The 25,183-nt window shown below is 31.1% G+C and carries 28 protein-coding genes; 17 read left to right on the plus strand and 11 right to left on the minus strand.

All coding sequences use genetic code 11. From position 1 onward, the window contains the following. Positions 1-28 precede the first annotated feature (28 nt). The 7 genes from ACJJVO_RS17320 (at position 29) to ACJJVO_RS17350 (ending at position 6,873) form a co-directional block, all read left to right on the plus strand. Positions 29-1,456 carry a TolC family protein gene (locus tag ACJJVO_RS17320; protein WP_405576401.1) on the plus strand — a complete coding sequence of 476 codons (1,428 nt, stop codon included), beginning with the start codon at positions 29-31 and terminating at the stop codon, positions 1,454-1,456. Between the two features lie 188 nt (positions 1,457-1,644). Further along, positions 1,645-2,193: a helix-turn-helix domain-containing protein gene (locus tag ACJJVO_RS17325; protein ID WP_405576403.1), complete on the plus strand. Its 549-nt coding sequence runs from the start codon at positions 1,645-1,647 to the stop codon at positions 2,191-2,193. Positions 2,194-2,214: 21 nt separating this feature from the next. After that, positions 2,215-2,661 (plus strand): response regulator, encoded by a 447-nt coding sequence (locus ACJJVO_RS17330; protein WP_405576405.1) that lies wholly within the window; start codon positions 2,215-2,217, stop codon positions 2,659-2,661. A 3-nt stretch (positions 2,662-2,664) separates the two neighbouring features. Then, positions 2,665-4,446 (plus strand): CHASE3 domain-containing protein, encoded by a 1,782-nt coding sequence (locus ACJJVO_RS17335; protein WP_405576407.1) that lies wholly within the window; start codon positions 2,665-2,667, stop codon positions 4,444-4,446. 188 nt (positions 4,447-4,634) lie between these two features. Beyond that, positions 4,635-4,775, plus strand: a complete 141-nt coding sequence (locus tag ACJJVO_RS17340) for a DUF5670 family protein (RefSeq protein ID WP_405576409.1) — start codon at positions 4,635-4,637, stop codon at positions 4,773-4,775. Positions 4,776-5,285: 510 nt separating this feature from the next. Next, on the plus strand, positions 5,286-6,302 hold the full coding sequence (locus tag ACJJVO_RS17345; RefSeq protein ID WP_405576411.1) for a helix-turn-helix domain-containing protein: 1,017 nt from the start codon (positions 5,286-5,288) through the stop codon (positions 6,300-6,302). 112 nt (positions 6,303-6,414) lie between these two features. Then, the gene (locus ACJJVO_RS17350) at positions 6,415-6,873 is read left to right on the plus strand and encodes an RNA methyltransferase (RefSeq protein ID WP_405576413.1); all 459 of its coding nucleotides are present in this window, start codon (positions 6,415-6,417) and stop codon (positions 6,871-6,873) included. 99 nt (positions 6,874-6,972) lie between these two features. Here the strand turns inward: ACJJVO_RS17350 and rho are convergent, their stop codons facing one another. Next, positions 6,973-8,691, minus strand: a complete 1,719-nt coding sequence (gene rho, locus ACJJVO_RS17355; protein ID WP_405576415.1) for a transcription termination factor Rho — start codon at positions 8,689-8,691, stop codon at positions 6,973-6,975. A 216-nt stretch (positions 8,692-8,907) separates the two neighbouring features. Between rho and ACJJVO_RS17360 the strand changes: the two genes are divergently transcribed. Beyond that, a complete protein-coding gene (locus ACJJVO_RS17360; RefSeq protein WP_405576417.1) occupies positions 8,908-9,318 on the plus strand; it encodes a DUF4293 domain-containing protein in 411 nt (136 codons plus the stop codon). Positions 9,319-9,463: 145 nt separating this feature from the next. Next, positions 9,464-9,619, plus strand: coding sequence for a hypothetical protein (locus tag ACJJVO_RS17365; RefSeq protein WP_405576419.1), 156 nt, complete (start codon positions 9,464-9,466; stop codon positions 9,617-9,619). 13 nt (positions 9,620-9,632) lie between these two features. On the opposite strand, the gene ACJJVO_RS17370 is transcribed toward ACJJVO_RS17365, so the two are convergent. Next, positions 9,633-10,127 (minus strand): metallophosphoesterase family protein, encoded by a 495-nt coding sequence (locus ACJJVO_RS17370; RefSeq protein WP_405576421.1) that lies wholly within the window; start codon positions 10,125-10,127, stop codon positions 9,633-9,635. Positions 10,128-10,227: 100 nt separating this feature from the next. Here ACJJVO_RS17370 and truA point away from each other — a divergent pair, with 100 nt between their 5' ends. Next, positions 10,228-10,977 (plus strand): tRNA pseudouridine(38-40) synthase TruA, encoded by a 750-nt coding sequence (truA, locus tag ACJJVO_RS17375; protein WP_405576423.1) that lies wholly within the window; start codon positions 10,228-10,230, stop codon positions 10,975-10,977. Between the two features lie 35 nt (positions 10,978-11,012). Continuing rightward, positions 11,013-12,779, plus strand: a complete 1,767-nt coding sequence (locus tag ACJJVO_RS17380) for an ABC transporter ATP-binding protein (RefSeq protein WP_405576425.1) — start codon at positions 11,013-11,015, stop codon at positions 12,777-12,779. A 4-nt stretch (positions 12,780-12,783) separates the two neighbouring features. Here ACJJVO_RS17380 and ACJJVO_RS17385 read toward each other — a convergent pair whose 3' ends face one another. The 5 genes from ACJJVO_RS17385 to folP all read right to left on the minus strand — a co-directional run bounded on the left by ACJJVO_RS17385 (position 12,784) and on the right by folP (position 16,818). Next, on the minus strand, positions 12,784-13,617 hold the full coding sequence (locus ACJJVO_RS17385; protein WP_405576427.1) for a DUF3667 domain-containing protein: 834 nt from the start codon (positions 13,615-13,617) through the stop codon (positions 12,784-12,786). Next, a complete protein-coding gene (locus ACJJVO_RS17390; protein ID WP_405576429.1) occupies positions 13,614-14,405 on the minus strand; it encodes a DUF3667 domain-containing protein in 792 nt (263 codons plus the stop codon). The genes ACJJVO_RS17385 and ACJJVO_RS17390 overlap by 4 nt, the downstream gene beginning before the upstream one ends. Beyond that, entirely contained in the window at positions 14,405-15,187 is a 783-nt protein-coding gene (gene cdaA, locus ACJJVO_RS17395; protein WP_115816275.1) for a diadenylate cyclase CdaA, read from the minus strand. The genes ACJJVO_RS17390 and cdaA overlap by 1 nt, the downstream gene beginning before the upstream one ends. Positions 15,188-15,276: 89 nt before the next feature. Further along, complete coding sequence (locus ACJJVO_RS17400; protein ID WP_405576431.1) at positions 15,277-15,987, minus strand: hypothetical protein; 711 nt, start codon at positions 15,985-15,987, stop codon at positions 15,277-15,279. A 3-nt stretch (positions 15,988-15,990) separates the two neighbouring features. Continuing rightward, entirely contained in the window at positions 15,991-16,818 is an 828-nt protein-coding gene (gene folP / locus ACJJVO_RS17405; protein WP_405576433.1) for a dihydropteroate synthase, read from the minus strand. Positions 16,819-16,913: 95 nt separating this feature from the next. Between folP and ACJJVO_RS17410 the strand changes: the two genes are divergently transcribed. The 4 genes from ACJJVO_RS17410 (at position 16,914) to tpiA (ending at position 20,481) form a co-directional block, all read left to right on the plus strand. Further along, positions 16,914-17,456 (plus strand): DUF1599 domain-containing protein, encoded by a 543-nt coding sequence (locus ACJJVO_RS17410; protein WP_405576435.1) that lies wholly within the window; start codon positions 16,914-16,916, stop codon positions 17,454-17,456. A 16-nt stretch (positions 17,457-17,472) separates the two neighbouring features. Next, complete coding sequence (locus ACJJVO_RS17415; RefSeq protein ID WP_405576437.1) at positions 17,473-18,567, plus strand: BT_3928 family protein; 1,095 nt, start codon at positions 17,473-17,475, stop codon at positions 18,565-18,567. A gap of 1 nt (position 18,568) precedes the next feature. After that, complete coding sequence (locus tag ACJJVO_RS17420) at positions 18,569-19,645, plus strand: ABC transporter permease (protein WP_405576439.1); 1,077 nt, start codon at positions 18,569-18,571, stop codon at positions 19,643-19,645. 86 nt (positions 19,646-19,731) lie between these two features. After that, positions 19,732-20,481, plus strand: coding sequence for a triose-phosphate isomerase (tpiA, locus tag ACJJVO_RS17425; protein WP_405576441.1), 750 nt, complete (start codon positions 19,732-19,734; stop codon positions 20,479-20,481). Between the two features lie 138 nt (positions 20,482-20,619). Here tpiA and ACJJVO_RS17430 read toward each other — a convergent pair whose 3' ends face one another. Next, a complete protein-coding gene (locus ACJJVO_RS17430) occupies positions 20,620-21,822 on the minus strand; it encodes a porin (protein ID WP_405576443.1) in 1,203 nt (400 codons plus the stop codon). A gap of 72 nt (positions 21,823-21,894) precedes the next feature. Between ACJJVO_RS17430 and prmA the strand changes: the two genes are divergently transcribed. Both prmA and ACJJVO_RS17440 read left to right on the plus strand, forming a co-directional pair. Beyond that, positions 21,895-22,731 carry a 50S ribosomal protein L11 methyltransferase gene (gene prmA / locus ACJJVO_RS17435; protein ID WP_405576445.1) on the plus strand — a complete coding sequence of 279 codons (837 nt, stop codon included), beginning with the start codon at positions 21,895-21,897 and terminating at the stop codon, positions 22,729-22,731. A 147-nt stretch (positions 22,732-22,878) separates the two neighbouring features. Further along, positions 22,879-23,151 (plus strand): ATP-dependent Clp protease adaptor ClpS, encoded by a 273-nt coding sequence (locus tag ACJJVO_RS17440; RefSeq protein WP_405576447.1) that lies wholly within the window; start codon positions 22,879-22,881, stop codon positions 23,149-23,151. A gap of 59 nt (positions 23,152-23,210) precedes the next feature. Here ACJJVO_RS17440 and ACJJVO_RS17445 read toward each other — a convergent pair whose 3' ends face one another. The 3 genes from ACJJVO_RS17445 to ACJJVO_RS17455 form a co-directional block, all read right to left on the minus strand. After that, entirely contained in the window at positions 23,211-23,480 is a 270-nt protein-coding gene (locus ACJJVO_RS17445) for a heavy-metal-associated domain-containing protein (protein WP_405576449.1), read from the minus strand. Positions 23,481-23,488: 8 nt separating this feature from the next. Further along, complete coding sequence (locus ACJJVO_RS17450) at positions 23,489-23,692, minus strand: DUF2892 domain-containing protein (RefSeq protein ID WP_405576451.1); 204 nt, start codon at positions 23,690-23,692, stop codon at positions 23,489-23,491. Between the two features lie 73 nt (positions 23,693-23,765). Continuing rightward, positions 23,766-25,172, minus strand: a complete 1,407-nt coding sequence (locus tag ACJJVO_RS17455; RefSeq protein WP_405576453.1) for a rhodanese-like domain-containing protein — start codon at positions 25,170-25,172, stop codon at positions 23,766-23,768. Positions 25,173-25,183 lie beyond the last annotated feature (11 nt).

Below are 25,183 nucleotides of genomic sequence, written 5' to 3' on the forward strand. Positions count from 1 at the left end.
ATACCTAAATAATTAAAAGTAACAAATCATGATATATAAACTCATAGTGCTAATCATTATTGTAATGATGAGTTGGGCTGGTTTTGCTCAAAACAAAACGAACAAAAGTTATACTTTAGACGAATGTATCGCTATCGCTTTAGACCATAATCTCGATTTAAAATCAACCAATTTACAAGCCAATTCAGCAAAAGTAAATTACCAGCAATCTAAAGCTAATTTGTTGCCAAGTCTTAATGGAAATTTTAGTTTAGGTGTTAATGATGGCAGAAGTATCGATCCATTTACTAACGATTATATTAATCAAGAATTAACATTTTCAAACTTAGGATTGAGTTTAGATATGACCATCTTTAATGGCTTTCGGTTATTAAATGCTGCCAAACAAAATCGATTGAATAAAAAGGCATCAGAATTAGAGATTGAAGCAGCAAAACAAAATTTAATACTAAATGTAACCTTAGCCTATCTTCAAGTTTTAAATGCAAAAGATGTTTTAGGCTTAACCAAAGCACGATTAGAAACAACTAAACAACAACTTAAAATTCAAAAAGATTTTTACGATAATGAATTAGGTAATCCAGCTGATTATGCAGATATTTTAGGGCAAGTGGCAAGCGATGAAACTAGTGTTTTGTATTCTGAAAGTAGCTTGAATAATGCCAAACTGAACTTAGCACAATTAATGAACTTAAAAGAAAACGTCAATTTAGCGACAAATGGATTAATTCTAGATTTTGAAAAATACAATTATAGTTCGGATGCTGTTTTTGAAGAAGCTATTCAAAATTTAGCCACGTTTAAAGCTAAGGAATTACGTGTTGAAGCTGCAAAAAAAGGTGTAAGTGTGGCTAAGTCTCAATTTACACCAGAAATTTCACTTTTTGGTGGTGTAAATACCAATTACTCTAGCGCAGCCGAATTGTTTACGGCAACAGGATTAAGTGTTGTAGAAACTGGTGATTTTGTAACGGTTGATGGTGAAGATTTACCAATTATGACTGAGCAAACTAGTTTTTCTTCAAAAAAAATTGATTATAAAGATCAATTAGATAACAATTTAAATACAGTGGTTGGTGTTGCAGTTAGTGTTCCGTTATTTAATGGTTTTAGAGCCAAAAACAATGTGGCTTTAGAAAAAATTAGAGTAGAGGAGTCTATCATAGAATTAGAGCGTACACATGTAGATATAAAAAATGCCATTACTCAGGTTTATTTTGATATGGAAGCTGTTTACAAGCGTTATCAAAGTTTAGAAAAACAAGTGGAAGCTTATCAAGAATCGTATCGTATTAATGATATACGTTTTAAAAATGGTGTGTCTAATTTCTTAAACTATATTACTAGTAAAAACAATTTAGATAATGCAAAGGTAAATTTAGCCAATGCAAAATACGAATACTTATTACGCGTAAAAGTGTTAGATTATTATAGAGGAATTGAGTTTCAGTTATAAATTAGGATTTTTGGTTTTCTTTTTATGATATGTCTTAATTTATTCGAATTATTAGTTTTAATAGTTGAATGTTCTTTATAAATTTTAACGATTCATTAAAATAACATAGTGATTTATGTGAATATTAATATTAATTTTGATTAAAATCAAAATAGAGTAAATATTAATCTAGTAATTTAGGTTTTATAATGAAATTATTGTTAAAATTCGATTTTACTAAAGTTTGCAATGCTGTTTTAAAACAGAAGTTGGAAGCGCATCAATTTAATTATCAGCAAACAGCTTTTGGTGAAATAGAGTTGATGGATAAAGTGTCTGAAGATCAATTAAAGATATTTCATGAAGATATTAATGGTTTTGGAATTGAGGTTATAGAAGATCCAAAAAAAATTGTGATTCAAAAAATTAAAGATGTCATAGTAGACATGGTCTTTAATGAAAAGGATATAAATGTGAAGACTTCAGTTTATTTGGCTGAGCAACTAGAAGAGAATTACAACTATTTATCTAATTTGTTTTCTGAAGTGACTTATACTTCTATTGAAAATTTTATTATCTTACAGAAAATAGAATATACTAAGATATTATTGACAAATGAAGATCTTTCACTCACTGAAATAGCCTTTAAGCTCAACTATTCTAGCGTAGCACATTTGAGTAAGCAATTTAAAAATACAACAGGCATTACACCTTCAGCTTTTCAGCGTATTATAGCTAAAAGAAAACAAATAAATTAACCTAACCGTAAGTTTGTAAAGATGAATACCGATTATATTAATATAGCCTTGGCTGATGATGATGAGGACGATAGGTTGTTTTTTACAGAGGCCTTTGAAGAGTTAAAAATTAAAAGTAAAGTGTTACTTTTTAAGGATGGTATAGAACTAATGGAGTATTTAAATGATTCCACTAATACACTTCCAAACTTATTGTTTCTAGATCTAAATATGCCGAAGAAATCTGGACTAGAATGTTTAAAAGATATTAAAATCACAGATCGTTTAAGTGATATAGCAATTGCGATATATTCTACGTCAGCATCAGAAGAAGATATTGAAAATACCTTTGTTAAAGGTGCCAATGTATATATAAAGAAACCTAATGATTTTGAAAAGCTAAAAAAAGTGCTTTCAGAAGTGGTGACTACAAATTGGCAATATCATACTAGCGGATTAAATAAAGACAACTTTTTATTAAGATTATAATTTATGCCAACACCTTCGAGTAGATACCTTAGAACCGCTTTTGTAGTTGGGCTTTTCGTTATTTTATGTATAGGTGGATTTATGTATAAACATATTAGCGAATTGTCTGAGACCTCACAAGAGGTAGAGGATAATTATGAGTTAAGAAGTGAGTTAGAACTATTAATTTCTAATCTTAAAGATGCTGAAATAGGTCAAAGAGGTTATCTATTAACAAGCGATTCTTTGTTTCTTAATCCTTACCAAGAGAGTCTTAATAAAATACAAAACAACCTTATAGCATTAGATACACTTATTATATCTAAAGGTGGGCAAGTTGAAAAGCTCAAAATGTTAAAAGTTGATATAGCTAAGCGATTCGAAAATTTTGATAAGTCTTTTAGTCTTACTAATGAAGATAACAATATATTAACACAAGAGTTATTATTCTCATTGCATGAAGGTGAAATTAGAATGGATAGAATCCGAGAGGATATCATTGAAATGTTGAGACTAGAGCAAAGTTTGCTGACCGAACATCAAAAGATTAATGATAAGAAAATAGGACTAACACCTTTGTTCTTTTATGGTTTATTGATTGTTACTCTGGTTATTCTTCTATTAGCTTATTTAAAAATGACATCAGATTTAAAAGCTTTAAAAGAGAGTAATACAGAATTAGATGTTTTTGAAAAACTGACGAAGCAATCTGAAATTGTAAGTGATAGTAGTACTTGGGTTTGGTATATTGAGGAAAATGAGTTTGAATTTTCAGATAATTTGTACCGCTTAGTAGGAGAAAAGCCTCAAAGCTTTGAGCCAACCTTAGAAAACTTCTATAAATATGTACATGAAGAGGATCTAGATAATTTAGGCCAGCAAGTAAATACAATGATGAGAGAAGAAGAACTTCCCTTCACCAATTTTCGTGTTGTACATAAAGATGGGACTATTAGACATCTAAAAGCGTTTTCTAAGCTTGTGGATGATGCTCAAGGTGTTAAAACCATGTTGGGAGTTACTGTTGATGCTACAAACGAAGTAGAAAATTACAGAATTATTGAGCAGCGTAACCAAGAATTAGAACGCACAAATAAAGAATTGTCTGCGTTTAACTATGTTGCAAGTCATGATTTACAAGAACCTTTACGCAAAATACAGACTTTCTTATCAAGATTAGAAAGTAAAGAAAAGGATCATATTTCTGAGAGTGGAAAGGATTATATTCAGAGAATGAAATCTGCCTCTGCTAGAATGCGTATGCTTATTGAAGATTTATTACAATATTCTCGTACCAATACGTCGGAAAAGGAATATATTAAAACGAATATGAACATGCTATTAGAAGATGCTCAAGCAGAACTTTTTGATAGTATTGAAGAGAAACAAGCTAAAATTATTTGTGATGAATTGCCTACAATGGAGGTGATTTCATTTCAAATTCAACAATTGTTTATCAATTTAATCAGTAATTCATTAAAGTATAGTAAACAAGACGTTCCGCCGATAATAGAAATTACTCACGAAGAAGTGCGTTCTAAAGATATAGACCAGATTAATAAGTCCTTATATAAATTTCATCATAAAATTACCTTTAAGGATAATGGTATTGGTTTTGAGCAAGTTTATGCCGATAAGATATTTTTACTCTTTAATAGATTACATGGTAAATCTGAATATTCTGGTACAGGCATCGGCTTAGCAATTTGTAAAAAGATAGTAGAAAACCATAAAGGAATTATTATAGCAGATGGCAAACCTAATGTTGGCGCTACATTTACAATTTATTTGCCATTTTTAAAATAATATAAATAGTCTCATTTCTTAAAATAGTATAAACATTTTCTGAAATTGTATAACATGCTCCATTTGCAATTGAGCATATTTGTTAAGTGTTATTACTCCATATTTTTATTGCTTAAATTGTTTTTGAAACCTGTTTGTAGCAAATTTCTATATAGAGTTGGGACCCTTAATAAAATCGTTTTTCTACAATGAAGACTTTTCTTTCTGTTTTTTTAGTGTTATTGGTTATCCTCTGGGCTATTGGTTTTTTTGTTTATGCATTCTCTGCAATAATTCATGTTTTACTAATCGTTGCTATTATTTTACTCATAGTTTTAAATAAAAAATAATTCTTAGAAATAATAAGAATCCTATTCAAGTTTCGTTTTATTGAAGCTATTCTATTTAGCTGTATATTTTTAATTCTCAGTTTCTCCTCCATTCTTTCATATAGGTATTGCCTCTAGCTTAGGTTAAGTCTTTTTTTGACTTTAACTCTAGAACGACTATAATTCATGCTTTTTTGTGTTTTGTTTAACACTATTTTGTAATCATGTAACAAAACTGAGGAATTGTATAACATGGTAAGGCTAAAGAGTTCGTTACTTTGTCATAAGAAAATTAACCTAATCCATAACATTATGAAAATATCATCTAAACATTTACAAAAGCAATTTGCAAGAGTTGGAAGGATTTTTCCAAAACGCAATGTTGACGTTGTTTATTCTGAAATAGGATATTCAAAACTGAAAACCATAGAAAGCGCCAAAACAGTCTTCTAAGCCTACAAGATTTACTACCCTAATTAGAAGACTAATAGGGCGAATAAAAAATTACTTTCTAACCAAAAACAAACACACATGAGAACTATAGAGATTAAAGCAAATAATTTACAATTTATGTTTCACGCTTTAAATAATGAAGTTGGTGGAACTTTTAGAACAAACCATAGAGAAGTAGAGTTAAAAATAGATAATGAGTTAGGTGAAGGCTTAATTAGAGGTATAGAATTGGATAGAAACACTGTATTTATTGAATTTGATGTAAAATTTAAAGAAGACATTAAGTTTGTAGTTGAAAGTCCAAAACGATCAGTAGTTAACTTTTTGTACTGCTCAGAAGGAAAATTAAAACATTCTTTCAGTAACAATGATGCTTCAAATACCGTTGAAACGTTTCAAACAGGAGTCTCTGCTAATATTAACACTTGTGAAAACCATATTAGTTTCTTTAAAGATGTTTATGTAAACTCTACAATTATTTCGGTTAACACCTCTGAAAAGAGTTCAGTGAAGCACCATATAAATAGTATGGTATCAGAACGTTTCATAGCAGGTAGAACAGCAGATTACTGTTATGTAGGTTCTTATAACTTAAAAATAGCAGAAAATATTAAGCAACTTAAGGCTATAAAACAAGATGGTGTTGTAAGAACATTATTAATTCAAGGACTAGTGAATTTTATATTAGCTATGGAGATTGAGCAGCATTCATTAGATATAGAAAGTGCTCAGAATCCTACAGGTTCGCTTTCAGCATTTGAATTGAAACAAGTGAAGGAATTATCAGAATACATTAATAATTTTCCTGAAACTAACCTTAGTGTTACTGAGCTTGCCGCTAAGATTTCAATAAGTCCTGCAAAAGTACAAGAAGGATTTAAATTAATGCATGGTAAAACTTTAAACAGTTATATAAGATTTGTGAGAGTAAAAAAATCGGAAGAGCTTATAAAAACAACAGATTTAAATATTTCAGAAATTGTGTACACTTTAGGATTTTCTAGTAGAAGTTATTTTTCTAAAATCTTTAAAGAACAATACAATTGCTCACCAATTGATTATAAGCAAAACATTAAGTTAGCTGCAACAGCATAATATATTATATATACCAAAAAGAGATTGTATAAATAAAATTTAAACTATTTATACAATCTCTTTTCATGTTTAATTCGTAAAAAATATAATATGAAATTTATATTTTTGATTAATGAATGATAATTTTACAAATGAATTCTTCGGAATTGGAATTCAAAATGGAAAAACACCAGAAAATCTTGGTGTATTATGGAGATCAGCTCAAAACCTTGGTGCAAGTTTTATTTTTACCATAGGTAATCGTTATGCAAAGCAAGCCTGCGATACACACAATGCAGTAAAATCAATGCCTTATTTTCACTATGATACGTTTGAGGATTTCTTTAATAATTTGCCCAAAGGCACGAGACTTGTTGGTGTAGAATTAACAGAGGATGCAGAACCGTTAGAAACGTTTAATCACCCAAGGAGATGTGTATATTTACTCGGAGCAGAAGACCATGGTTTATCTAATAAAGCCATTAAGAGTAGTCATTTTTTAATAAAATTTAAATCGCAATTAAGCCTTAATGTATCTGTTGCAGGAAGTATTGTAATGTATGATAGAGGTATAGATAAGCCTCGTGTTTAGTTTTTAATACACCTTTATTATTCGGCTAAATAAAATAAAGCATAAAAAAACCTTGAACTATTAATTCAAGGTTTTTTGTTTTATAAATTCTGAAAAGGTTTAACCATTCATTGAGATTAAAAACTCTTCGTTATTTCTAGTTTGTTTAAAACGATCATTGATAAATTCCATCGCTTCAACTGGGTTCATATCTGCAAGATACTTACGCATTACCCACATTCTTTGAATGGTAGTTGCGTCTAATAAAATATCATCACGTCTTGTACTAGATGATGTTAAATCGATTGCTGGATAAATACGACGGTTAGAAATCTTACGGTCTAACTGTAGTTCCATATTACCAGTACCTTTAAATTCTTCAAAGATAACTTCATCCATTTTAGATCCCGTTTCTGTTAAGGCAGTAGCAATAATTGTTAATGATCCACCATTTTCAATATTACGAGCAGCACCAAAGAAACGTTTTGGTTTATGTAAAGCATTAGCATCTACACCACCCGAAAGAATTTTACCAGATGCTGGTTGTACAGAGTTGTAAGCTCTTGCTAAACGTGTTATTGAATCTAAAAGAATCACAACATCGTGGCCACATTCTACTAAACGTTTTGCTTTTTCTAAAACAATATTGGCAATTTTTACATGCTCATGAGCTTCTTTATCAAAAGTAGAAGCAATAACTTCACCACGTACATTACGTTGCATGTCAGTAACTTCTTCTGGACGTTCATCTATTAGTAAAATCATTTGGTATACCTCAGGATGATTTGCTGCAATAGCATTCGCAACATCCTTTAATAACATAGTTTTACCAGTTTTTGGTTGTGATACAATCATACCACGTTGTCCTTTACCTATAGGTGCAAACAAATCCATAATTCGAGTAGAAATTGTAGCTTGCTTTTCGGCAATATTAAATTTCTCTTGAGGAAATAATGGTGTTAAGTGTTCAAAGGCAACTCTGTCTCTTACCACATTTGGGCTTTGACCGTTAATTTTACTCACTTTTATTAATGGGAAGTACTTTTCACCTTCTTTTGGTGGACGTACATTTCCTAAAACAGTATCACCAACTTTTAAACCAAAAAGCCTAATTTGAGACTGAGAGACATAAATATCATCTGGTGATGACAAGTAATTATAATCCGAAGACCTTAAGAATCCGTAACCATCTTGCATTATATCTAAAACTCCTTCACTTTCAATAATAGCATCGAATTCAAAATCTGGCTCACGATAGCGATTTCTACTATCTTTATTACCATTGTTTTTATTTCCGTCTTTAGAGCGTTGTTGTCTATTGTCCTTGTTTTGAGGACGTCTATTGTCGTCCTTACGTGGATTTGGTTTTCTTTGTTCCCTTTGCTCTTTAGGTTTGTTTTGAGTTTTGTCGTTAACAGGTTTATCTGCTTTCGATTTGTCTTCATTTGGTTTGTTATCCTGAGCTTTGTTCTCTTGAGCTTTACGCTCTTGAGGTTTACGAGGAAGTGGTTTTCTTTTTTCTTGAGGTTTCGCAGCAACTTCCTCTTTTTTATCAGAGCTATCAGAAAATTCTAAAGATTTTTGTTCTTTATTATCTTTTGGTTTTTGAGGAATTCTAGCACGCTTTTGTGCTGGTTTGCTTTGTTTTGCTTTTGGTTCTGAAGGAGTTTCTGCTACAACTTTTGTTTTAACAGCGTCAGGATTTGTGGCTTGGTAATCTAAAATCTGATAAACCAAGTCCAATTTTTTTTGTGTACGGTATTTAGGTACGTTTAGTTGTTTAGCTATCTCCTGTAATTCAGGAAGTTTTTTAGCTTTTAACTGAGAAATTTCAAACATTCTGTATGTTGTATATGTATTATAATTTGATATTATTAATTCAAGATTTTCTAAATGAAAAAAAAAGAAAAAAAGTGAGATTAATTTGGAAGATTAGAAGGATGCAAGTCAGTTTGTTACTTCTTTCTATTGCAATAATACAATTTTATTTTAAAACAATTTCTATCTTTTTAAAAAATAAACTCCTAATTTTGCAGAGCTTTTTTAATAAAAGATATGATTCAACGCATTCAAACTCTATATTTATTTTTAGCTGCTGTAATTTCAGCAGGCTTAATATTTGTGTTTCATTTGTGGACTGATAATAATGGTGTGAAGATATTTGCTCTAGATAATTATTTATATTTAGGTTTATTTCTTGGTTCAACTTTATTATCTTTGATTTCAATATTTAGATACAAAGACAGGAAATCTCAATTTGTTTTGGGACGACTTAATATCATATTAAACTTTGTTTTACTAGGAATCTTTGTGTATCAATCTCTAAACTTATCTGGAGAAATTAACGTTTCTGAGAAAGGTATTGGGATGCTTCTTCCTATTTTTTCTATTGTGTGTTTAGTCTTGGCTAACAAGGCTATAAAAAAGGATGAAGATCTCGTAAAATCTGTAGATCGATTACGATAGACCTAAAATCTTAGTAGTATTAGTGTGAAAAACCCAGACGCTGCCGTCTGGGTTTTTTTTGTTTTCTTAAAAAAATTTATATGTTTTAGAAAATTTTGTAATTTAGTTGAAGGCTGTAAAGGTTAACAATTAATAAATTATATAAATGAGAAAACAAGTGTTTTTACATGTATTGGGTGCTTTGCTTTTAAGTTTTTTGCTGTATAAATTGGCTGCGTTTACTTTAGGAACATCACTATTTATTGGTGTAGGTACGGCTACTTTGGGATTAGTATATAATGTGAAACGCTCTAAAAAGTAGTGCGCTAACAAAATTACCTAGTTTCAAATTCAATGACTTCTAGGTCCTTAATGTTTTTACCATCAATTTTAAAACGAAGCATAGTTCTTACTTTATGAAATCCATGTGTGCCAGCTGCACCAGGATTCATGTGTAATAAATTTAATTTTTTATCTGGCATTACTTTTAAGATGTGAGAATGCCCTGTGATGAAAATATCTGGAGGATTTGCAACTAAAGCGTCCTTCACTTTGTTATTGTATTTTGGAGGATAACCACCAATATGCGTTATCCACACATCAACATCTTCGCACATAAATCTATTATGTAGCGGAAATTCAGTTCGGGCTTTGGCGTCATCAATATTACCGTAAACGCCTTTAAGAGGTTTTAGTTTTTTTATACTGTCCGTGACATTTAAATTACCAATATCACCAGCATGCCATACCTCGTCTGCTTGTTTTACGTGTTTTAAAATCGCATCATCAATGTAACTATGCGTATCTGATAAAAGGAGTATTTTTTTCATATTTAATATTGGAGAAATCGATAAACTATAACTTCATATTTTAGGATTTCTTTAGCATCTAAAACTGTAACTTTGCACTTTAACAAAAGTAAGATTTCTATTGCGATTTTTCATTGAACTTTCATATAATGGTAAAGCCTATCATGGTTGGCAAAATCAACCCAATGCAATTTCTGTACAAGAAGTTCTAGAAAAAGCACTTTCTACTATTTTGAAAACTAAAATTGTGATTTTAGGAGCTGGTAGAACAGACTCTGGTGTGCATGCCTCTCAGATGTTTGCTCATTTTGATTTTCAAGGAGATTTTGAATCTAAAGATTTAGTTTATAAATTGAATTCCTTTTTACCAAAAGATATTGCTGTGACTTCTGTATTTAAAGTGAAACCAGAAATACATGCAAGATTTTACGCTACAAGTAGAACTTATCAATATAAAATTTCGACATCTAAAAATGTATTTGATTATGATTTTGCATATCAGGTACATTTGCCTTTAGATATTGAAGCAATGAATACAGCTTGCAAGATCTTATTACAGTATAAAAATTTTCAATGCTTTTCTAAAGTAAATACCGATGTTAAAACTTATAATTGTGATATAAAGACTGCTTTCTGGACAAAAAATGCAGACCAATTAATTTTTACTATTACAGCAGATCGTTTTTTAAGGAATATGGTAAGAGCTATCGTAGGCACTATGATAAATATTGGTTTAGGAAAAATGAATCCTGAAGATTTACATGCAATTATTGCATCTAAAAGCAGGAGTGAAGCAGGTTTTTCTGTTCCTGCGCATGGTTTGTATTTAGTAGAAATAGTGTATCCAGAGAACATAAGATTAGAGCGTTAAATTGATAAGATTCCTAGTTGTTTTGGGAAATATATATGGCAGATAAAAAAAAGAAAATATTTGATGTATCGTTGTTTACACGATTATTGCAGTACATAAAACCATATCGTGCTGTCTTTGTTGTGTCATTAATTTGTGTGATTGGTTTGGCATTATTTGGCGCCTTTAGACCTTATGTTTTAAAGGAGGCAATAGACGTTAAAATTGCAAACAAAGAGTATAATGGTTTTGTTATTTATATAGTAATAATGCTGGTTTTGTTACTGCTAGAAGTGATTTCGCAGTTGCTTTTTATTTATTACGCAAGTTGGTTAGGACAATCAGTAGTGAGAGATATACGTGTTAAATTATTTAAACACATGCTTAAATTTAAAATGACTTATTTCGATAAATCGTCTGTAGGTGTTTTAATAACAAGAGCAGTCACAGATATGGAGCGTATTGCAGATATCTTTGGTGAAGGGTTATTTATGATTTTTAGTGATATTTTAAAAATGCTAGTGGTTGCTGGTTTTATGTTTTACATGAATTGGAAATTAAGTCTTATCGTTATTGTAACATTGCCAGTTGTTTTGTTTGCGACTAAGATTTTTCAGAAGTACATGAAACGTGCTTTTGAAGATGTACGAACTGAAGTCTCAAATTTAAATTCCTTTGTGCAAGAGCGTGTAACAGGTATGAAAATATTACAATTATTTACACGAGAAGATACGGAGTACAATAAGTTTATGGCCATTAATGAGCGTCATAAAAAAGGCTGGTTAAAAACGGTTTGGTATAATTCTATTTTCTTTCCTATTGCAGATTTTATTTCATCATTAACAATGGGAGCTGTGATTTGGTATGGTGGTTTAAATGCGGTAATTGGCCAAACAGCAACTTTAGGAGATTTAATTGCCTTTACCATGTTTATTCCAATGTTGTTTAGACCTTTAAATCAAATTGCGAATAAATTCAACACATTACAAATGGGAATGGTGGCTGCAGATCGAGTATTTAAAGTATTAGATACAACATCTAATATTGATGATTCTGGTACTATTGAAGCCAAACATTTTAAAGGTAATATTTCGTTTAAAGATGTAAGATTTTCTTATGTTAAAGACGAAGAGGTTTTAAAAGGTATTTCGTTTGATGTTAAAGCAGGAGAAACTGTTGCTATTGTTGGTGCGACAGGAGCTGGAAAATCGACTATTATTAATTTATTAAATCGTTTTTATGATATTAATTCAGGTACTATAAAAGTTGATGATATAGATATTAAAGATATGACCTTGAGTTCTCTGAGAAGTCAGATAGCAGTGGTGTTACAAGATGTGTTTTTATTTGCAGATACTATTCTAAATAATATAACACTAAACAATGAAGATATTACAGAAGAAGATGTGATAAAAGCGGCAAAAGCCATTGGTATTCATACGTTTATTTCTAGCCTTCCAGGTGGTTATCATTATAATGTTAAAGAACGAGGAGTTATGTTGTCTTCTGGTCAGCGCCAATTAATTTCGTTTTTAAGAGCTTATGTAACTAATCCAAGTATCTTAATTTTAGATGAAGCGACCTCTTCAGTAGATTCGTATTCTGAGCAATTAATACAAGATGCCACAGATAAAATAACCAAAGGCAGAACCTCAATTGTTATTGCACACAGATTAGCAACCATACAACAAGCAGATAAAATCATTGTGATGGATGCTGGTAAAATTGTTGAAATAGGAACGCACAAATCACTTCTAGCAAAAGAAACAGGATATTACAAAAACCTTTATGAAGTTCAGTTTTTAAAGGTAGAAGTGGCTTAAATTATTATTGTTTTACCGCTTCCATCGCAGCTTTTTGTGCTTCTATTGTAGCTTTTTGAGCTTCAATAATATCTTGCATAAAGGCAGAATCTTTGAATAACAACGCCATAATAATTCCCAGAATAACACATAGAATCATTATAACCAGTAAGATTCCAAAGAAAAATAATAATTTTAAAATACAACTAGGAATAGACAATTTATATAGGCGTTTATAGCAATATCCAAAATATACCATTTGTAGAAAAATACTAGCAGAACCTAATATACTCGAAGGAAGGTGAAGCACTAATAGCGTAATGTTTAAGAAGGAGCTAACCAATGAAAATTGAGCCATCATAAACATGGCCATTACGAGATGTTCAGTAAAGTTATATTCCTTTCGGTTTACAAAAACCAAGCGTGATATTATGGCATAAAATGGTATTAAAAGTATCATTACAAATGAGTAATACGTTTGCATAATTATTACCATTTCTTTAGCAATTACTTCCTGTTGCTCAACGCCAGCAGAAGACATTTCTATCATTGCATTAGGAAAATATTTATTAAGAATAAGCATATATAATCCACCAACGGTAAGGGAAAGCGCTACAAAGCTAATCGGGTTCACATAGCGTTTTCTAACACCACTGATATATCCACCTATGACAACTTCTGGCTTTTTAAATAGGTCAATTACTGTACGTAATATTTTATTATCGTAATTAAAAAACGTTTCACTGATGTGTTCAAAAAGATTTCTGAAAGTCAAGCGATTTCTAATCACTTTACCACCACAATTTTTGCAATAGTCATCTTGTTTTGATAATTCGGTATGGCAGTTTTTACAATTCATTTATGCAAGGCAATTCCAATTATTATAGCTACTATTAATACAAGTAATCCAATGATTATAAATGATCCAATATAAATTGTCATTACAAGTAAAAATCGAGCAAAGGTCTCCCAAAAAGTTGTTCTAAATACACGTTTTAGAACATAGAATAAATACGCAAAAGTGGGTATGTATATTATAGAAGATATTACAAAGTAATTTAGTCCCAATACTAAAAACAGGATGGTTAGTAAAGCAGATATAATGATAACTTGAGCAGAGTAGTATAAATTAATAACGATATGCTCTGTAAAATTATAGCTTCTTTCTCCAATAATATAATAGGCAAGCCAACTTCCAAGAGCTGAAAACGGAACAGTTAAAATATAAATTAAGCCTTGATAATTATTGATGCTATTGAAATCAATGTCTTTAAAAGGGTTATCTGTTTTAGCTGATGAAGCATTAAAACCTTCAGCAAACCCAGATCCAAAATCCATTGATTCCTTAAAAAAAGTAGACATTAAAAATACTTGAAAACCAACTAAAGTTATCGATATCGCAAAATACTGAAGTACATCAATATATTTTTTTCTAGTACCATTTATGTAGCCAATAATTACAGCTTCAGGTGTTCTAAATAAATCAATAAATGTTCTAAGAAACTTATTGTCTACGCAAAGAAATTGTTCATTAACTTGTTGTGCTAAGACTTTTGGCTTTAACCGATTTTGAATCACTTTTGCGCCACATTCATCACAAAATTTTTGTGAGTCTCTAAGAGTGTTATTACAGTTTTTACAATTCACTACCCTAAATCTGTTTTTATTTTTTGGGTAAGCTCGTCTGTATCTTTAAATATTACAAACTCTCCGTTTTTAATATAAGAAATTTGTCCGGTTTCTTCACTCACACAAAGTGCTAAAGCATCTGTTTTTTCTGTTATACCAATGGCAGCTCTGTGTCTTAACCCAAAGCGTTCAGGGATATTTTTTTCATTATTAACAGGAAGAATAACACGTGTGGCTTTAACAATATTTTTATCAATTATTATTGCACCATCATGGAGAGGGCTATTTTTAAAAAAGATACTTTCAATAATGGGTTGTGAGACTAAAATATTCATTTCGTCTCCGGTATCTGTTAAGAAATCTAAGTTATTATTACGTTCTATTACAATTAACGCTCCAGTGTTAGTGGTTCCCATTTTATTGCAAGCCTTAATAATGGCATCAACATCTGTTGAGGTTTGGTCTTCGTTTTTAAGAAACTTAAAGTTTTTAAACAGATTTCGCTTGCCACCAATATTGGTAGAGCCAACCATAAGAAGGAACTTTCTAATTTCTGGTTGAAATACGACGATTAAAGCAATAATACCAACCTTCATAAAACCATCAAAAATGCTGTAAAGCATCTGCATATTGAGGTAATCCGTTAATCGCCAAGCAAAATAAATAATAAGTATACCAATAAAAATATTGATAGCAACAGTGCCTTTTACAAGCTTGTAGATGTAATAAAGAAGAATAGCAACGAGGAAGACATCCACGAAGTCTATAAATCTAAAATCCCAAATTTGTAAGTTTTCCAAATGGTTAGTGTTTCTGCTAATTTAAGAATTTATGTGAATTAGAAGATTATAATTGTGCGCAATAATCTAAAACTTGCTAGATTTAGCGCTTAATATATGAATTCGTTCGAGGTAATTTTTAGATTTTCGGTATTTAACTTTTCTAATATAGACTTCATTGAAATATAATCTTGAAAGCTTAATTTCCCGTCGAAATAAAGAGTGAGTGACAGTTCAGGTATTATTAAGTTTTCATCAGGCATAGCCATGTAAATCGCTTTCTGCTGTTGTAAAATAGGTCTTATTAAATTTTCGAAATCAGCTTTGTTGTCATTGTCAACAACTAAATATGTCATAGGAATAGGCAATTCAGCAATAACAGCATCGTCTATAGGTTTTAGTTGCAATGCATGTAAATTAATGGAGTCTTTATGGCTATTAATTATTTCATAGTAAACATCCGTGAACTCTAAAAATCCTAAGTTTTTAATACTAGTATCATTACAAGTAAAATAATTCTTAGCATCTTCATTTTTATGCATTTCGGCATTGCGTTTTTTGTCTTGTAAGAATTTAATATGCGGAATCGCTTGTTTTAAGGTTAGGCGTTTATCTACATTGACTAGCCAATTCGTTGTGATTATTAAATTTTTTCGGTTTAATAATGTGGAATCGGGTTGTGTTTCATCATAAAAAATATAACCAGGTGAGACGTCTAAAACTTCTACGGTTTTGGCATTTTCAATTTTAGGTAAAAGTAAAACACGTTCGTTGTTGCAACTTAAGCAACATAAAAAAACAAGTAAATATATAATGCGCATGGATTAATTAGATTTCAATTGATTATAAAGTGTTACACATTCCATAGCCTCTTTCACATCATGTACACGTAATATTGATGCACCATTTTCTAAAGCTACCATATGTAAAGCGGTTGTGCCATTTAAGGCCTCTTTAGCAGTAGAATTTAATGTTTTGTAAATCATAGATTTTCTAGAAACACCAGCTAAAATGGGTTGATCTGTGAGTTGAAGTAATTTTAAGGTATTAAGTAATTCAAAGTTTTGTGCTATGGTTTTTGCAAATCCAAAACCAGGATCGATAATTATATCATTTATTTTTTCCTTGTGAGCAGCCGTTATGCGTTCAGCAAAATACGCGATAACATCTTTGGTTATATCGTTGTATTGTGTTTGCTGCTGCATGGTTTTGGGATTACCTTTCATGTGCATCATAATGTAAGGCACGCTGAGTTTACCAACGGTAGAAAGCATCTTAGCGTCTAGTTTTCCGGCAGAAATATCATTAACCAAAGCAGCTCCGGTTTCAATGCTTTGTTTTGCTACCTCGCTTCTAAATGTATCTATAGAAATTAAAGTATCAGGGAAATGTTTTAAAATAATCTTAACTATTGGAATAACACGATTTAGTTCTTCGGTTTCACTAACATCATCAGCATTTGGTCTAGAACTATAACCTCCAATATCTATAAAAGTGGCATTTTGTTTTAGCATATTCTCCACCTTGTTTAAAATATCAGCTTCATCTTTATATGTTCCACCATCAAAAAAGGAATCAGGTGTAATATTCAAGATTCCCATCACTTTTGGTGTGGATAAATCAATCAGTTTGCCTTTGCAATTTATATTCATTTTTAATCTAAAAATAATGTTAAGAAAACTTTAAACCTCAAACTTTGAACTTCTAATTTATTTATGCGAAATTTACGGAAATTTTAATGTAATAAATGCAAGATACTTCAAAACAATACGATGCTGTTATCGCAAAATGTAGAGCGCTTTTTATAAATAAGATGAGTGATTATGGGAGTGCATGGCGAATTTTAAGATTACCATCATTAACCGATCAGATTTTCATTAAGGCTCAGCGCATAAGAGGCTTGCAGCAAAATGCAGTAAGAAAAGTTGATGAAGGCGAAATAAGCGAGTTTATTGGTATTATTAATTATTGTTTAATGGCACTAATTCAATTAGAAAAAGGTGTGGTAGAGCAACCCGATTTAAACACTGAAGAAGCTACTAAACTTTACGATGACAAAATTGCAATTACAAAACAGTTGATGCTTGATAAAAATCACGATTATGGTGAGGCATGGAGAGATATGCGTGTGAGCTCTTTAACCGATTTAATTTTGCAAAAATTATTACGAGTTAAGCAAATTGAAGATAATGCAGGTAAAACAATTGTGAGTGAAGGTATCGATGCAAATTATCAAGATATGATAAACTATGCGATTTTTGCTTTGATTCATTTAGGAGAAAGTAAGTAAATAGATTTTATTAGTTATGAAATATATAGTACAAATTAGCAGAGTATTCACTGGAATATTATTTATTATCTCAGGATTTATAAAATTGAATGATCCGTTAGGCTTTTCATATAAGCTTGAAGAATATTTTGGAGCAGACGTTTTAAATTTAGAATTTTTAATTCCTTACGCACTTGGTATTTCTGTAATAGTTGTAGTATTCGAAGTCGTTTTAGGTGTCTTTTTATTAATAGGCTATAAACCAAAATTTACAGTTTGGAGTTTATTGTTAATGATAGTGTTTTTTACGTTTCTTACCTTTTATTCAGCGTATTTTGATAAAGTTAAAGATTGTGGCTGCTTTGGCGATGCTTTAAAATTAACCCCTTGGGAAAGCTTTTCAAAAGATTTAATATTGCTTGTGCTTATTTTAATTTTGTTTGCTGGTGTAAAGTATATTAAGCCAATTTTCTCAAAATTGCCAACAACAGTTATGGCGTTATTGAGCTTTATAATTTCGTTTTGGTTTGGTTACCATGTGTTAATGCATTTACCTGCAATAGATTTTAGAGCTTATAAGATTGGTGCTAACTTCCAAGAAGGTATGTCAACACCAGAAGATGCAGCAAAAGCGGTTTCAGAATATACATGGACATTTAATGTTAATGGAGAAGAACAAGAATTTGTAACTAACGGAAGTTATCCAAAAGTAGAAGGTGAGTATGTTGGTGTAGAAACTAAAGTAATAGATGAAGGTTATGTGCCACCAATTCAAGATTTTTCAATAGAAACCGATGATGAAGATTTAACTGAACAGTTTTTAGAAGAAGAGAAACTTCTTATAGTTGCTATGTACAGTATTCCAAAAGGTGAGCTAGAAGGTGTTAATAAGCTAAAAACGTTTACTGATAAGGCAAAATCTAAAGGCTATACCGTAATTGGTTTAACCTCGTCAGGACCTCAAGATAAAGCGCAAATAAAGCAAGATTACAACCTTAATTTTGAATTTTATTTATGTGATGAAAAAGTGATTAAAACCATAGTGCGATCAAATCCAGGAATAGTGATTTTAAATAAAGGAACAGTTATGAATAAAGCACATTGGAACGATATTGATGATATAGAACTGTAATTTGGTAAGGTATCTTATAAATAAAATCTTTTATGCTTTTATCACCTTAATAGGTGTTATTACTGTCATTTTCTTTTTATTCAATATTCTGCCAGGCGATCCTGCAAAGATGATGTTAGGTCAAAACCAAACGGCAGAGCAAGTTAAAGTTGTAAAACAGAAATACGGTTTTGATAAACCTATTAGTACGCAGTTTCTATATTATCTAAATGATTTATCGCCAATTTCATGGCATTCAAATTCAACAAAGGATTATACATATTTAAGTTCTAATAAATATACGGCAACAGAACTGTTTACTTTAGGAAATACAACCACAGTTATAAAAGCACCTTATTTAAGAGAATCCTTTACTAAACAAGGAAAAAAAGTGTCTCAAATTATTGGAGAAACTATTCCTAATACATTTGTTTTAGCTGTTTCAGCAATCTTTATTGCCATTGTAATAGGTGTTGTTTTCGGTATTATTTCTGCATTATATAAAGATACTTGGGTAGATAAAACCATTCAAATTCTAAGTACTTTTGGTATGAGCGTACCATCTTTTTTTAGCGCCATTTTATTCGCATGGTTATTTGGTTTTGTATGGCACAAATACACTAATTTAGAAATGACTGGCAGTTTATATGAGCTTGATGATTTTGGCGAGAAAATAAATATTAGGTGGAAAAATTTAATACTTCCTGCAATTGTTTTAGGCATAAGGCCATTGGCTGTAGTAATTCAACTAATGCGAAATTCATTGTTAGAAGTTTTAAACCAAGATTATATAAGGACTGCGAGAGCTAAAGGATTAAGTGAGTTTCAGGTAATAAAAAATCATGCAGTAAAAAATGCTTTAAATCCTGTAGTTACAGCAATATCTGGTTGGTTTGCATCGATGTTGGCAGGAGCTGTTTTTGTAGAATATATTTTCGGTTGGAATGGCTTAGGTAAGGAAATTGTCAATGCGTTAAACACATTAGATTTGCCAGTGATAATGGGAGCTGTTTTAGTAATAGCCATTATTTTTATAACCATAAATATTTTTGTGGATATTATTTATGCTTGGTTAGATCCACGTATAAAGTTAGCTTAATTAAATACTGACATTTGTCAATTTATTTTCACCTTTATTGTGTTATTTTTGTATACTAAAATTAAGAATTCAATATACTTTATATTATGAGAAAAAATATAGTAGCCGGAAACTGGAAAATGAATAATGATTTACCTCAAACAGAGGAATTAATCACGGAATTGTTAAAGCAAAATCAAACTTCAGATGCTGAGGTTATGATAGCGCCAACCTTTACAAACCTATGGCAATCTTTTGAGTCACTTAGGCAAGAGCCAATAGAGGTTATTGCACAGAATATGCATTTTGCAGAAAATGGAGCTTATACAGGCGAAATTAGTGCTAGTATGTTAAAAAGTGTTGGTATTCAAACTGTAATTCTAGGTCACAGTGAGCGTAGAGCGTATTTTAATGAGACAGACGAGTCATTAGCAAAAAAAGTTGATGCTGCATTAGCAAACAATATGCGTATTATTTTCTGTTTTGGAGAAGAATTAGCAGATAGAAAAGCAGGTAATGAAGAAGCAGTTGTATCAAGCCAAATTAAAAACGCATTATTCCATTTAGGAGCAGATGCTTTTAAACATATCGTTTTGGCATATGAGCCAGTTTGGGCTATTGGTACAGGTGAAACAGCAAGTCCGGAGCAAGCTCAAGATATGCATGCCTTTATTAGAAAAACTTTAGCTGATAAATATGGGAATGATGTTGCTGATTCTGTTTCTATATTATACGGTGGAAGTGTTAAACCAGCCAATGCAAAAGAAATTTTTGGAAAACCAGATGTTGATGGTGGATTAATTGGTGGAGCAGCTCTTAAAGCAGAAGATTTTTATGCTATTGTAAACGCTTTCTAAATTCTTTTTTAGTTGACACAATTATCTTAGTATTAAATAAGATAAAAAGCCTTTAAGTAATTGGTTACTGCAAAGTATCTAATTACTTAAGGGCTTTTTTATTTAAATCCATATGCTTTTGGGTGGTCTACTTGGTTTTTAAATACCTATTTCTACTTGAAATCGTAAATACCAATCATTTGCTTTGCTAGAGTCAACATAGTTGAGGTCACTAGTTGTAATTTCGGCTTGTAACTTTAGAGCATGTTCCCAAATATATTTGGTAACACCAAGACTATATTGGTCGGTTTGTGGTGTTAGATTTTCGATGTCTTTGTGCGGTTCTTGATAAGAATAACGGCCAATAAGCTCATAATTACTTTTAAAAATATAACTCAATTGCGCATCGAAACCACTACCTGTAAAGACATATTCAGTATCTAAAGTATCATCAGGATTAATGGTAATAGGATTGTTAGCAGCTCTACTCATATAAGCCGTTTGAAAAGCCCAACCATTATATTTTACAATAGCATCAAAGAATAAAGATTGAATATCACGTTGTTCAAACAATTCCTCTCCAATAGTACCTCTTGTTCTTCTAGCATTATGATTGAAATGATAAACACCTGAGAGCATTAATTTTGGAGATTCTTCTCGTTTTATATCACCTTCAAATAAAGTACCATTACTTTTAAATGCTCCAAAAGGAAAGAGTTCTAAGCGACCCGTAAAAGCTAATCCGTTATCTGGTTCTTTAGTCCAGTTTCTGCCTTCACCAGTACTAATTGCTGTTTTTACATTGTAAGAAAATTTATTCTGCAATTCATTTAAATAATAAACTTGTAAACCAAAATCTCTATCGATATTAAAACGCGAATTATTTATGGAGCGATCGGTTAGCTGTAAAGCTCCAGAAGAATTAATACGTTGCCTATTTCCTGGTAGTTTTGTTTGTCCGAAACCAATATTCCAATGTGCATTTGGTCTATAAAATAATATGGCATCTCTAATGATGTTAAGGTTGTCTCCGTCTTCAATGGCTCCAACATCGTTTGGTGAGAATGATAGTTGAATGACATAAATAATACTAGGGTCACCTACATAACCATCAAAACGCAGTCGTAAACGTCTAATTATTGCCTCGTAACCATCTTCAGCATTGTCGTTATTTAGGTAGGTTAGACGGTTTTGCATTCTAAAACGAATGTTGAGTTTAAAAATACTGTCTGGAGATGTAATCCCTAAACCTTTACCATAGCTATAATAAGGTAATGCAGATAGTTTTATGTCGTTATTTTCTTGAGATTTAACAGTTTGAAATAAGACTAAAAATAGAATAGTAACAATATATTTATTCATATTAAGTTAATTTGAAACAAAAATAATAGTAACTCAATTAATGATTAGTAAATTTGCAAAAAATAATAATAAATGTCTAATACAATATACCTAGGTTACAACTTTAAAATAGAACCATTGCAACCTGCAACGGAAATCTTAATTGCAGAACTTGGTTATGCAGGATTTGAAAGTTTTGTAGAAACTGAAGAGGGAGTAACTGCTTACATTCAAAAGGAGGAATGGAATGAAAATATTTTAGAAGATATTTATATTTTAAACTCGGATGAATTTAAAATTACATTCGATTTTAACGAAATTGAACAAACCAATTGGAATGAAGAGTGGGAGAAAAACTTCAATCCAATAATTGTAGATGATTTAGTATCTGTACGCGCACCATTTCATGAGAAACCAGATGTGAAATACGATTTAATCATTGAACCTAAAATGAGTTTTGGTACAGGTCATCACGAAACCACACACATGATGATTCAGCATATTCTAAGGAATGATTTTGAAAATAAATCAGTTTTAGATATGGGTTGTGGTACAGGTGTTTTAGCTATACTAGCAGAGAGAGTTGGAGCTGTTAAGCTTGATGCTATTGATATTGATAATTGGTGTTATCTTAATAGTATAGAAAATGTAGAACGTAATGATTGTTCTAATATTTCGGTTTATGAAGGAGATGCAACGTTGTTAGATGGTAAGAAATATGATAGTATCATTGCTAATATAAATAGAAATATATTGTTATCAGATATTGGTAGTTATGCTAAATGTTTAAACCCAAATGGTACCTTGTTTTTGAGTGGTTTTTATGAAGAAGATATTCCTCTTATTGAAACGGAATGTAATAAGTATATGTTAAAATTGAAGGAAACTATACAAAAAGACAAGTGGGTTTCGTTAAAATTTATAAATTAGTATCATATAATTTGAACAAGCTGATTCATTGAAGGCTAATGTATTGCGTATACGTTTTTATAAAACGTGTCTTTTAAAGCTATTTGAAGTGCAGTTAGTTAGATTAAAAATGCTATAAATCGAGGAATTCTCAAATCTGTTAGACCAATGACAAAAGAAAAATACTCAGAAGAATTACTTCTACAAGAAGAAGAATTAAAACAAAACGAGATTGTTTTATTTAATGACGAAGTTAATACCTTCGATCATGTAATAGATACGCTTATTTATGCTTGCGATCATGTGCCAGAACAAGCTGAACAATGTGCGTTGTTGGTGCATTATAAAGGCAAGTGTACTGTTAAAACAGGTTCTTATGAAGATTTAGAACCAAGATGTTCTAAGCTTTTACAAGCAGGACTTAGTGCAGAAATAGTATAATAGAAAATCCCACATTGAGTGGGATTTTTTTATGTTTCAAAATAAGAGTTTCTAATCTCTTATTTTGTCATTCTACCTACAGCGCAGCTTACAAAAGACTTTGCTTTTTTAGGTAAAGAATTGGCATCTCCTTCAATTGGGTAGCCTAAATCTGATAATTTATTTTTTACATTAACAATCTCATTGTCAGAAATAGCATCAAAGCTTACTTGGTTAGTTTCGTTATTAACTTCAACTTCAGAAATACCTTCTAATTTAGATAATTGTGTTATGATGGTATTTGCACAACCACCACATTTTAAGTTTTGTATGTTAAATGTATTTTTCATGTTTGTTTTTATTTGCGCTTGCATGTATTCCATCCAAATAAAGTATATAAGGGACAGAAATTAATAAAGCTAGTGATTAAAAATATAATAGAAACAGCCATAAGAATATAGGCTAACGTTCCTTCAAGAATATTAAAGTAGTAAAGCAAAGCGATAAGAATTGCTACCGCAATTCTTACGCTTTTATCTAATGTACCCATGTTTTTTTTCATAATAAATCTTATTTATAAGTAGCTTAATAGCTAGTGAGATTGTTAAACTTCCTAACTATAGTCGTTTAATTGCTTAAAGCGTTGATGGACAAACAAAATCTGTTGTTTTTATATCTGTCTCTTTAATAGCTGCGTATCCACCTAGAACGTCAATGAGGTTGTTAAATCCTCTTGCTTTTAAAATAGATTCAGCAATAACAGAACGATAACCACCAGCGCAATGCACATAGTATGTGTTATCTTTATCAATCTCATTCATTTTCTCATTAATAAAATCTAATGATAAATGTTGAGCTCCTTCAATGTGAGTAGACTTATATTCTCCATCATTTCTAACGTCTAAAATATTAATCTCATCAGTTTTTTCGCGCTTAGCAAAGTCTTCGGCCGAAATTGATTGTAATGTTTCAATTTGTTTTCCAGCTTTTTGCCAAGCATCCATTCCTCCTTCAAGATAGCCTAATGTATTATCGTAACCCACACGAGATAATCTCGTAACAGCTTCTTTAGATTTTCCTTCAGGAACTACCAAAATAATAGGTTGCTTAATATCTTTAATTAAAGCACCAACCCAAGGAGCAAAGCCACCATTTAATCCAATAAAGATTGAATTAGGAATGTGTCCTTTTATAAAATCAGATTGTGTTCTTACATCTAAAACCAATGCGGCTTCATGATTTGCCAAAGCTTCAAATTCTTCACTGTTAAGAGGTACATTACCCGTTTTTAAAACCGAATCAAAAGCATCATAACCCATTTTATTCATCATCGCATTTTTTGCAAAATACTGTGGTGGTGGTGCAATGCCATCTAATACTTCTTCTACAAATTCGGCTTTGGTCATATTAGCACGCAACGCATAATTTGTTTTTTTCTGTTCTCCTAAAACACCTACAGTTTCCTTGCTTAAGTTTTTTCCACAAGCAGAACCTGCACCATGAGCAGGATATACAATAACATCGTCTGCGAGAGGCATAATTTTTTTGCGTAACGAATCAAATAGCATAGCGGCTAAATCTTCTTTTGTTAAATCGGATTTAATTGCTAAATCTGGACGTCCAACATCTCCTAAAAATAAGGTGTCACCAGAGAAAATGGCATAATCTTTTCCGTTTTCGTCTTTTAGTAAATAGGTTGCAGACTCTAATGTGTGTCCTGGAGTATGTAACACTTTAATAGTTACTTTTCCAAGTTTCAGTTCTTCTCCATCAGTTGCAGCATGTATATCATAGTCAGTAGTTGCTCCTGGCCCAAATACGATGGTTGCACCAGTTTTATTTGCTAAATCTACATGACCTGAGACAAAATCAGCATGGAAATGAGTCTCTAAAATATATTTAATTTTAGCGTTATTAGCTTTTGCTTTGTCTATGTATTGTTCGATTTCTCTAAGCGGATCAATTATAGCGACTTCACCATCAGATTCAATATAGTAAGCACCTTGAGCTAAACAGCCAGTATATAATTGTTCAATTTTCATAGTTTAAATTT

This window comes from Winogradskyella sp. Asnod2-B02-A (assembly GCF_045063645.1).
Classification (GTDB): Bacteria; Bacteroidota; Bacteroidia; order Flavobacteriales; family Flavobacteriaceae; genus Winogradskyella.

What these genes read in the sequence shown, in the direction of transcription:
- ACJJVO_RS17445 (WP_405576449.1), bottom strand. Translation starts at nt 23,480, where the DNA reads ATGAAAAATACATTTAACATACAAAACTTAAAATGTGGTGGTTGTGCA.
- ACJJVO_RS17365 (WP_405576419.1), top strand. Translation starts at nt 9,464, where the DNA reads ATGAGAAAACAAGTGTTTTTACATGTATTGGGTGCTTTGCTTTTAAGT.
- rho (WP_405576415.1), bottom strand. Translation starts at nt 8,691, where the DNA reads ATGTTTGAAATTTCTCAGTTAAAAGCTAAAAAACTTCCTGAATTACAG.
- ACJJVO_RS17440 (WP_405576447.1), top strand. Translation starts at nt 22,879, where the DNA reads ATGACAAAAGAAAAATACTCAGAAGAATTACTTCTACAAGAAGAAGAA.
- tpiA (WP_405576441.1), top strand. Translation starts at nt 19,732, where the DNA reads ATGAGAAAAAATATAGTAGCCGGAAACTGGAAAATGAATAATGATTTA.
- prmA (WP_405576445.1), top strand. Translation starts at nt 21,895, where the DNA reads ATGTCTAATACAATATACCTAGGTTACAACTTTAAAATAGAACCATTG.
- ACJJVO_RS17385 (WP_405576427.1), bottom strand. Translation starts at nt 13,617, where the DNA reads ATGAATTGTAAAAACTGCCATACCGAATTATCAAAACAAGATGACTAT.
- ACJJVO_RS17360 (WP_405576417.1), top strand. Translation starts at nt 8,908, where the DNA reads ATGATTCAACGCATTCAAACTCTATATTTATTTTTAGCTGCTGTAATT.
- ACJJVO_RS17370 (WP_405576421.1), bottom strand. Translation starts at nt 10,127, where the DNA reads ATGAAAAAAATACTCCTTTTATCAGATACGCATAGTTACATTGATGAT.
- ACJJVO_RS17325 (WP_405576403.1), top strand. Translation starts at nt 1,645, where the DNA reads ATGAAATTATTGTTAAAATTCGATTTTACTAAAGTTTGCAATGCTGTT.
- ACJJVO_RS17455 (WP_405576453.1), bottom strand. Translation starts at nt 25,172, where the DNA reads ATGAAAATTGAACAATTATATACTGGCTGTTTAGCTCAAGGTGCTTAC.
- folP (WP_405576433.1), bottom strand. Translation starts at nt 16,818, where the DNA reads ATGAATATAAATTGCAAAGGCAAACTGATTGATTTATCCACACCAAAA.
- ACJJVO_RS17415 (WP_405576437.1), top strand. Translation starts at nt 17,473, where the DNA reads ATGAAATATATAGTACAAATTAGCAGAGTATTCACTGGAATATTATTT.
- ACJJVO_RS17320 (WP_405576401.1), top strand. Translation starts at nt 29, where the DNA reads ATGATATATAAACTCATAGTGCTAATCATTATTGTAATGATGAGTTGG.
- ACJJVO_RS17340 (WP_405576409.1), top strand. Translation starts at nt 4,635, where the DNA reads ATGAAGACTTTTCTTTCTGTTTTTTTAGTGTTATTGGTTATCCTCTGG.
- ACJJVO_RS17450 (WP_405576451.1), bottom strand. Translation starts at nt 23,692, where the DNA reads ATGAAAAAAAACATGGGTACATTAGATAAAAGCGTAAGAATTGCGGTA.
- ACJJVO_RS17345 (WP_405576411.1), top strand. Translation starts at nt 5,286, where the DNA reads ATGAGAACTATAGAGATTAAAGCAAATAATTTACAATTTATGTTTCAC.
- ACJJVO_RS17330 (WP_405576405.1), top strand. Translation starts at nt 2,215, where the DNA reads ATGAATACCGATTATATTAATATAGCCTTGGCTGATGATGATGAGGAC.
- ACJJVO_RS17335 (WP_405576407.1), top strand. Translation starts at nt 2,665, where the DNA reads ATGCCAACACCTTCGAGTAGATACCTTAGAACCGCTTTTGTAGTTGGG.
- ACJJVO_RS17380 (WP_405576425.1), top strand. Translation starts at nt 11,013, where the DNA reads ATGGCAGATAAAAAAAAGAAAATATTTGATGTATCGTTGTTTACACGA.
- ACJJVO_RS17350 (WP_405576413.1), top strand. Translation starts at nt 6,415, where the DNA reads ATGAATGATAATTTTACAAATGAATTCTTCGGAATTGGAATTCAAAAT.
- ACJJVO_RS17410 (WP_405576435.1), top strand. Translation starts at nt 16,914, where the DNA reads ATGCAAGATACTTCAAAACAATACGATGCTGTTATCGCAAAATGTAGA.
- ACJJVO_RS17400 (WP_405576431.1), bottom strand. Translation starts at nt 15,987, where the DNA reads ATGCGCATTATATATTTACTTGTTTTTTTATGTTGCTTAAGTTGCAAC.
- ACJJVO_RS17430 (WP_405576443.1), bottom strand. Translation starts at nt 21,822, where the DNA reads ATGAATAAATATATTGTTACTATTCTATTTTTAGTCTTATTTCAAACT.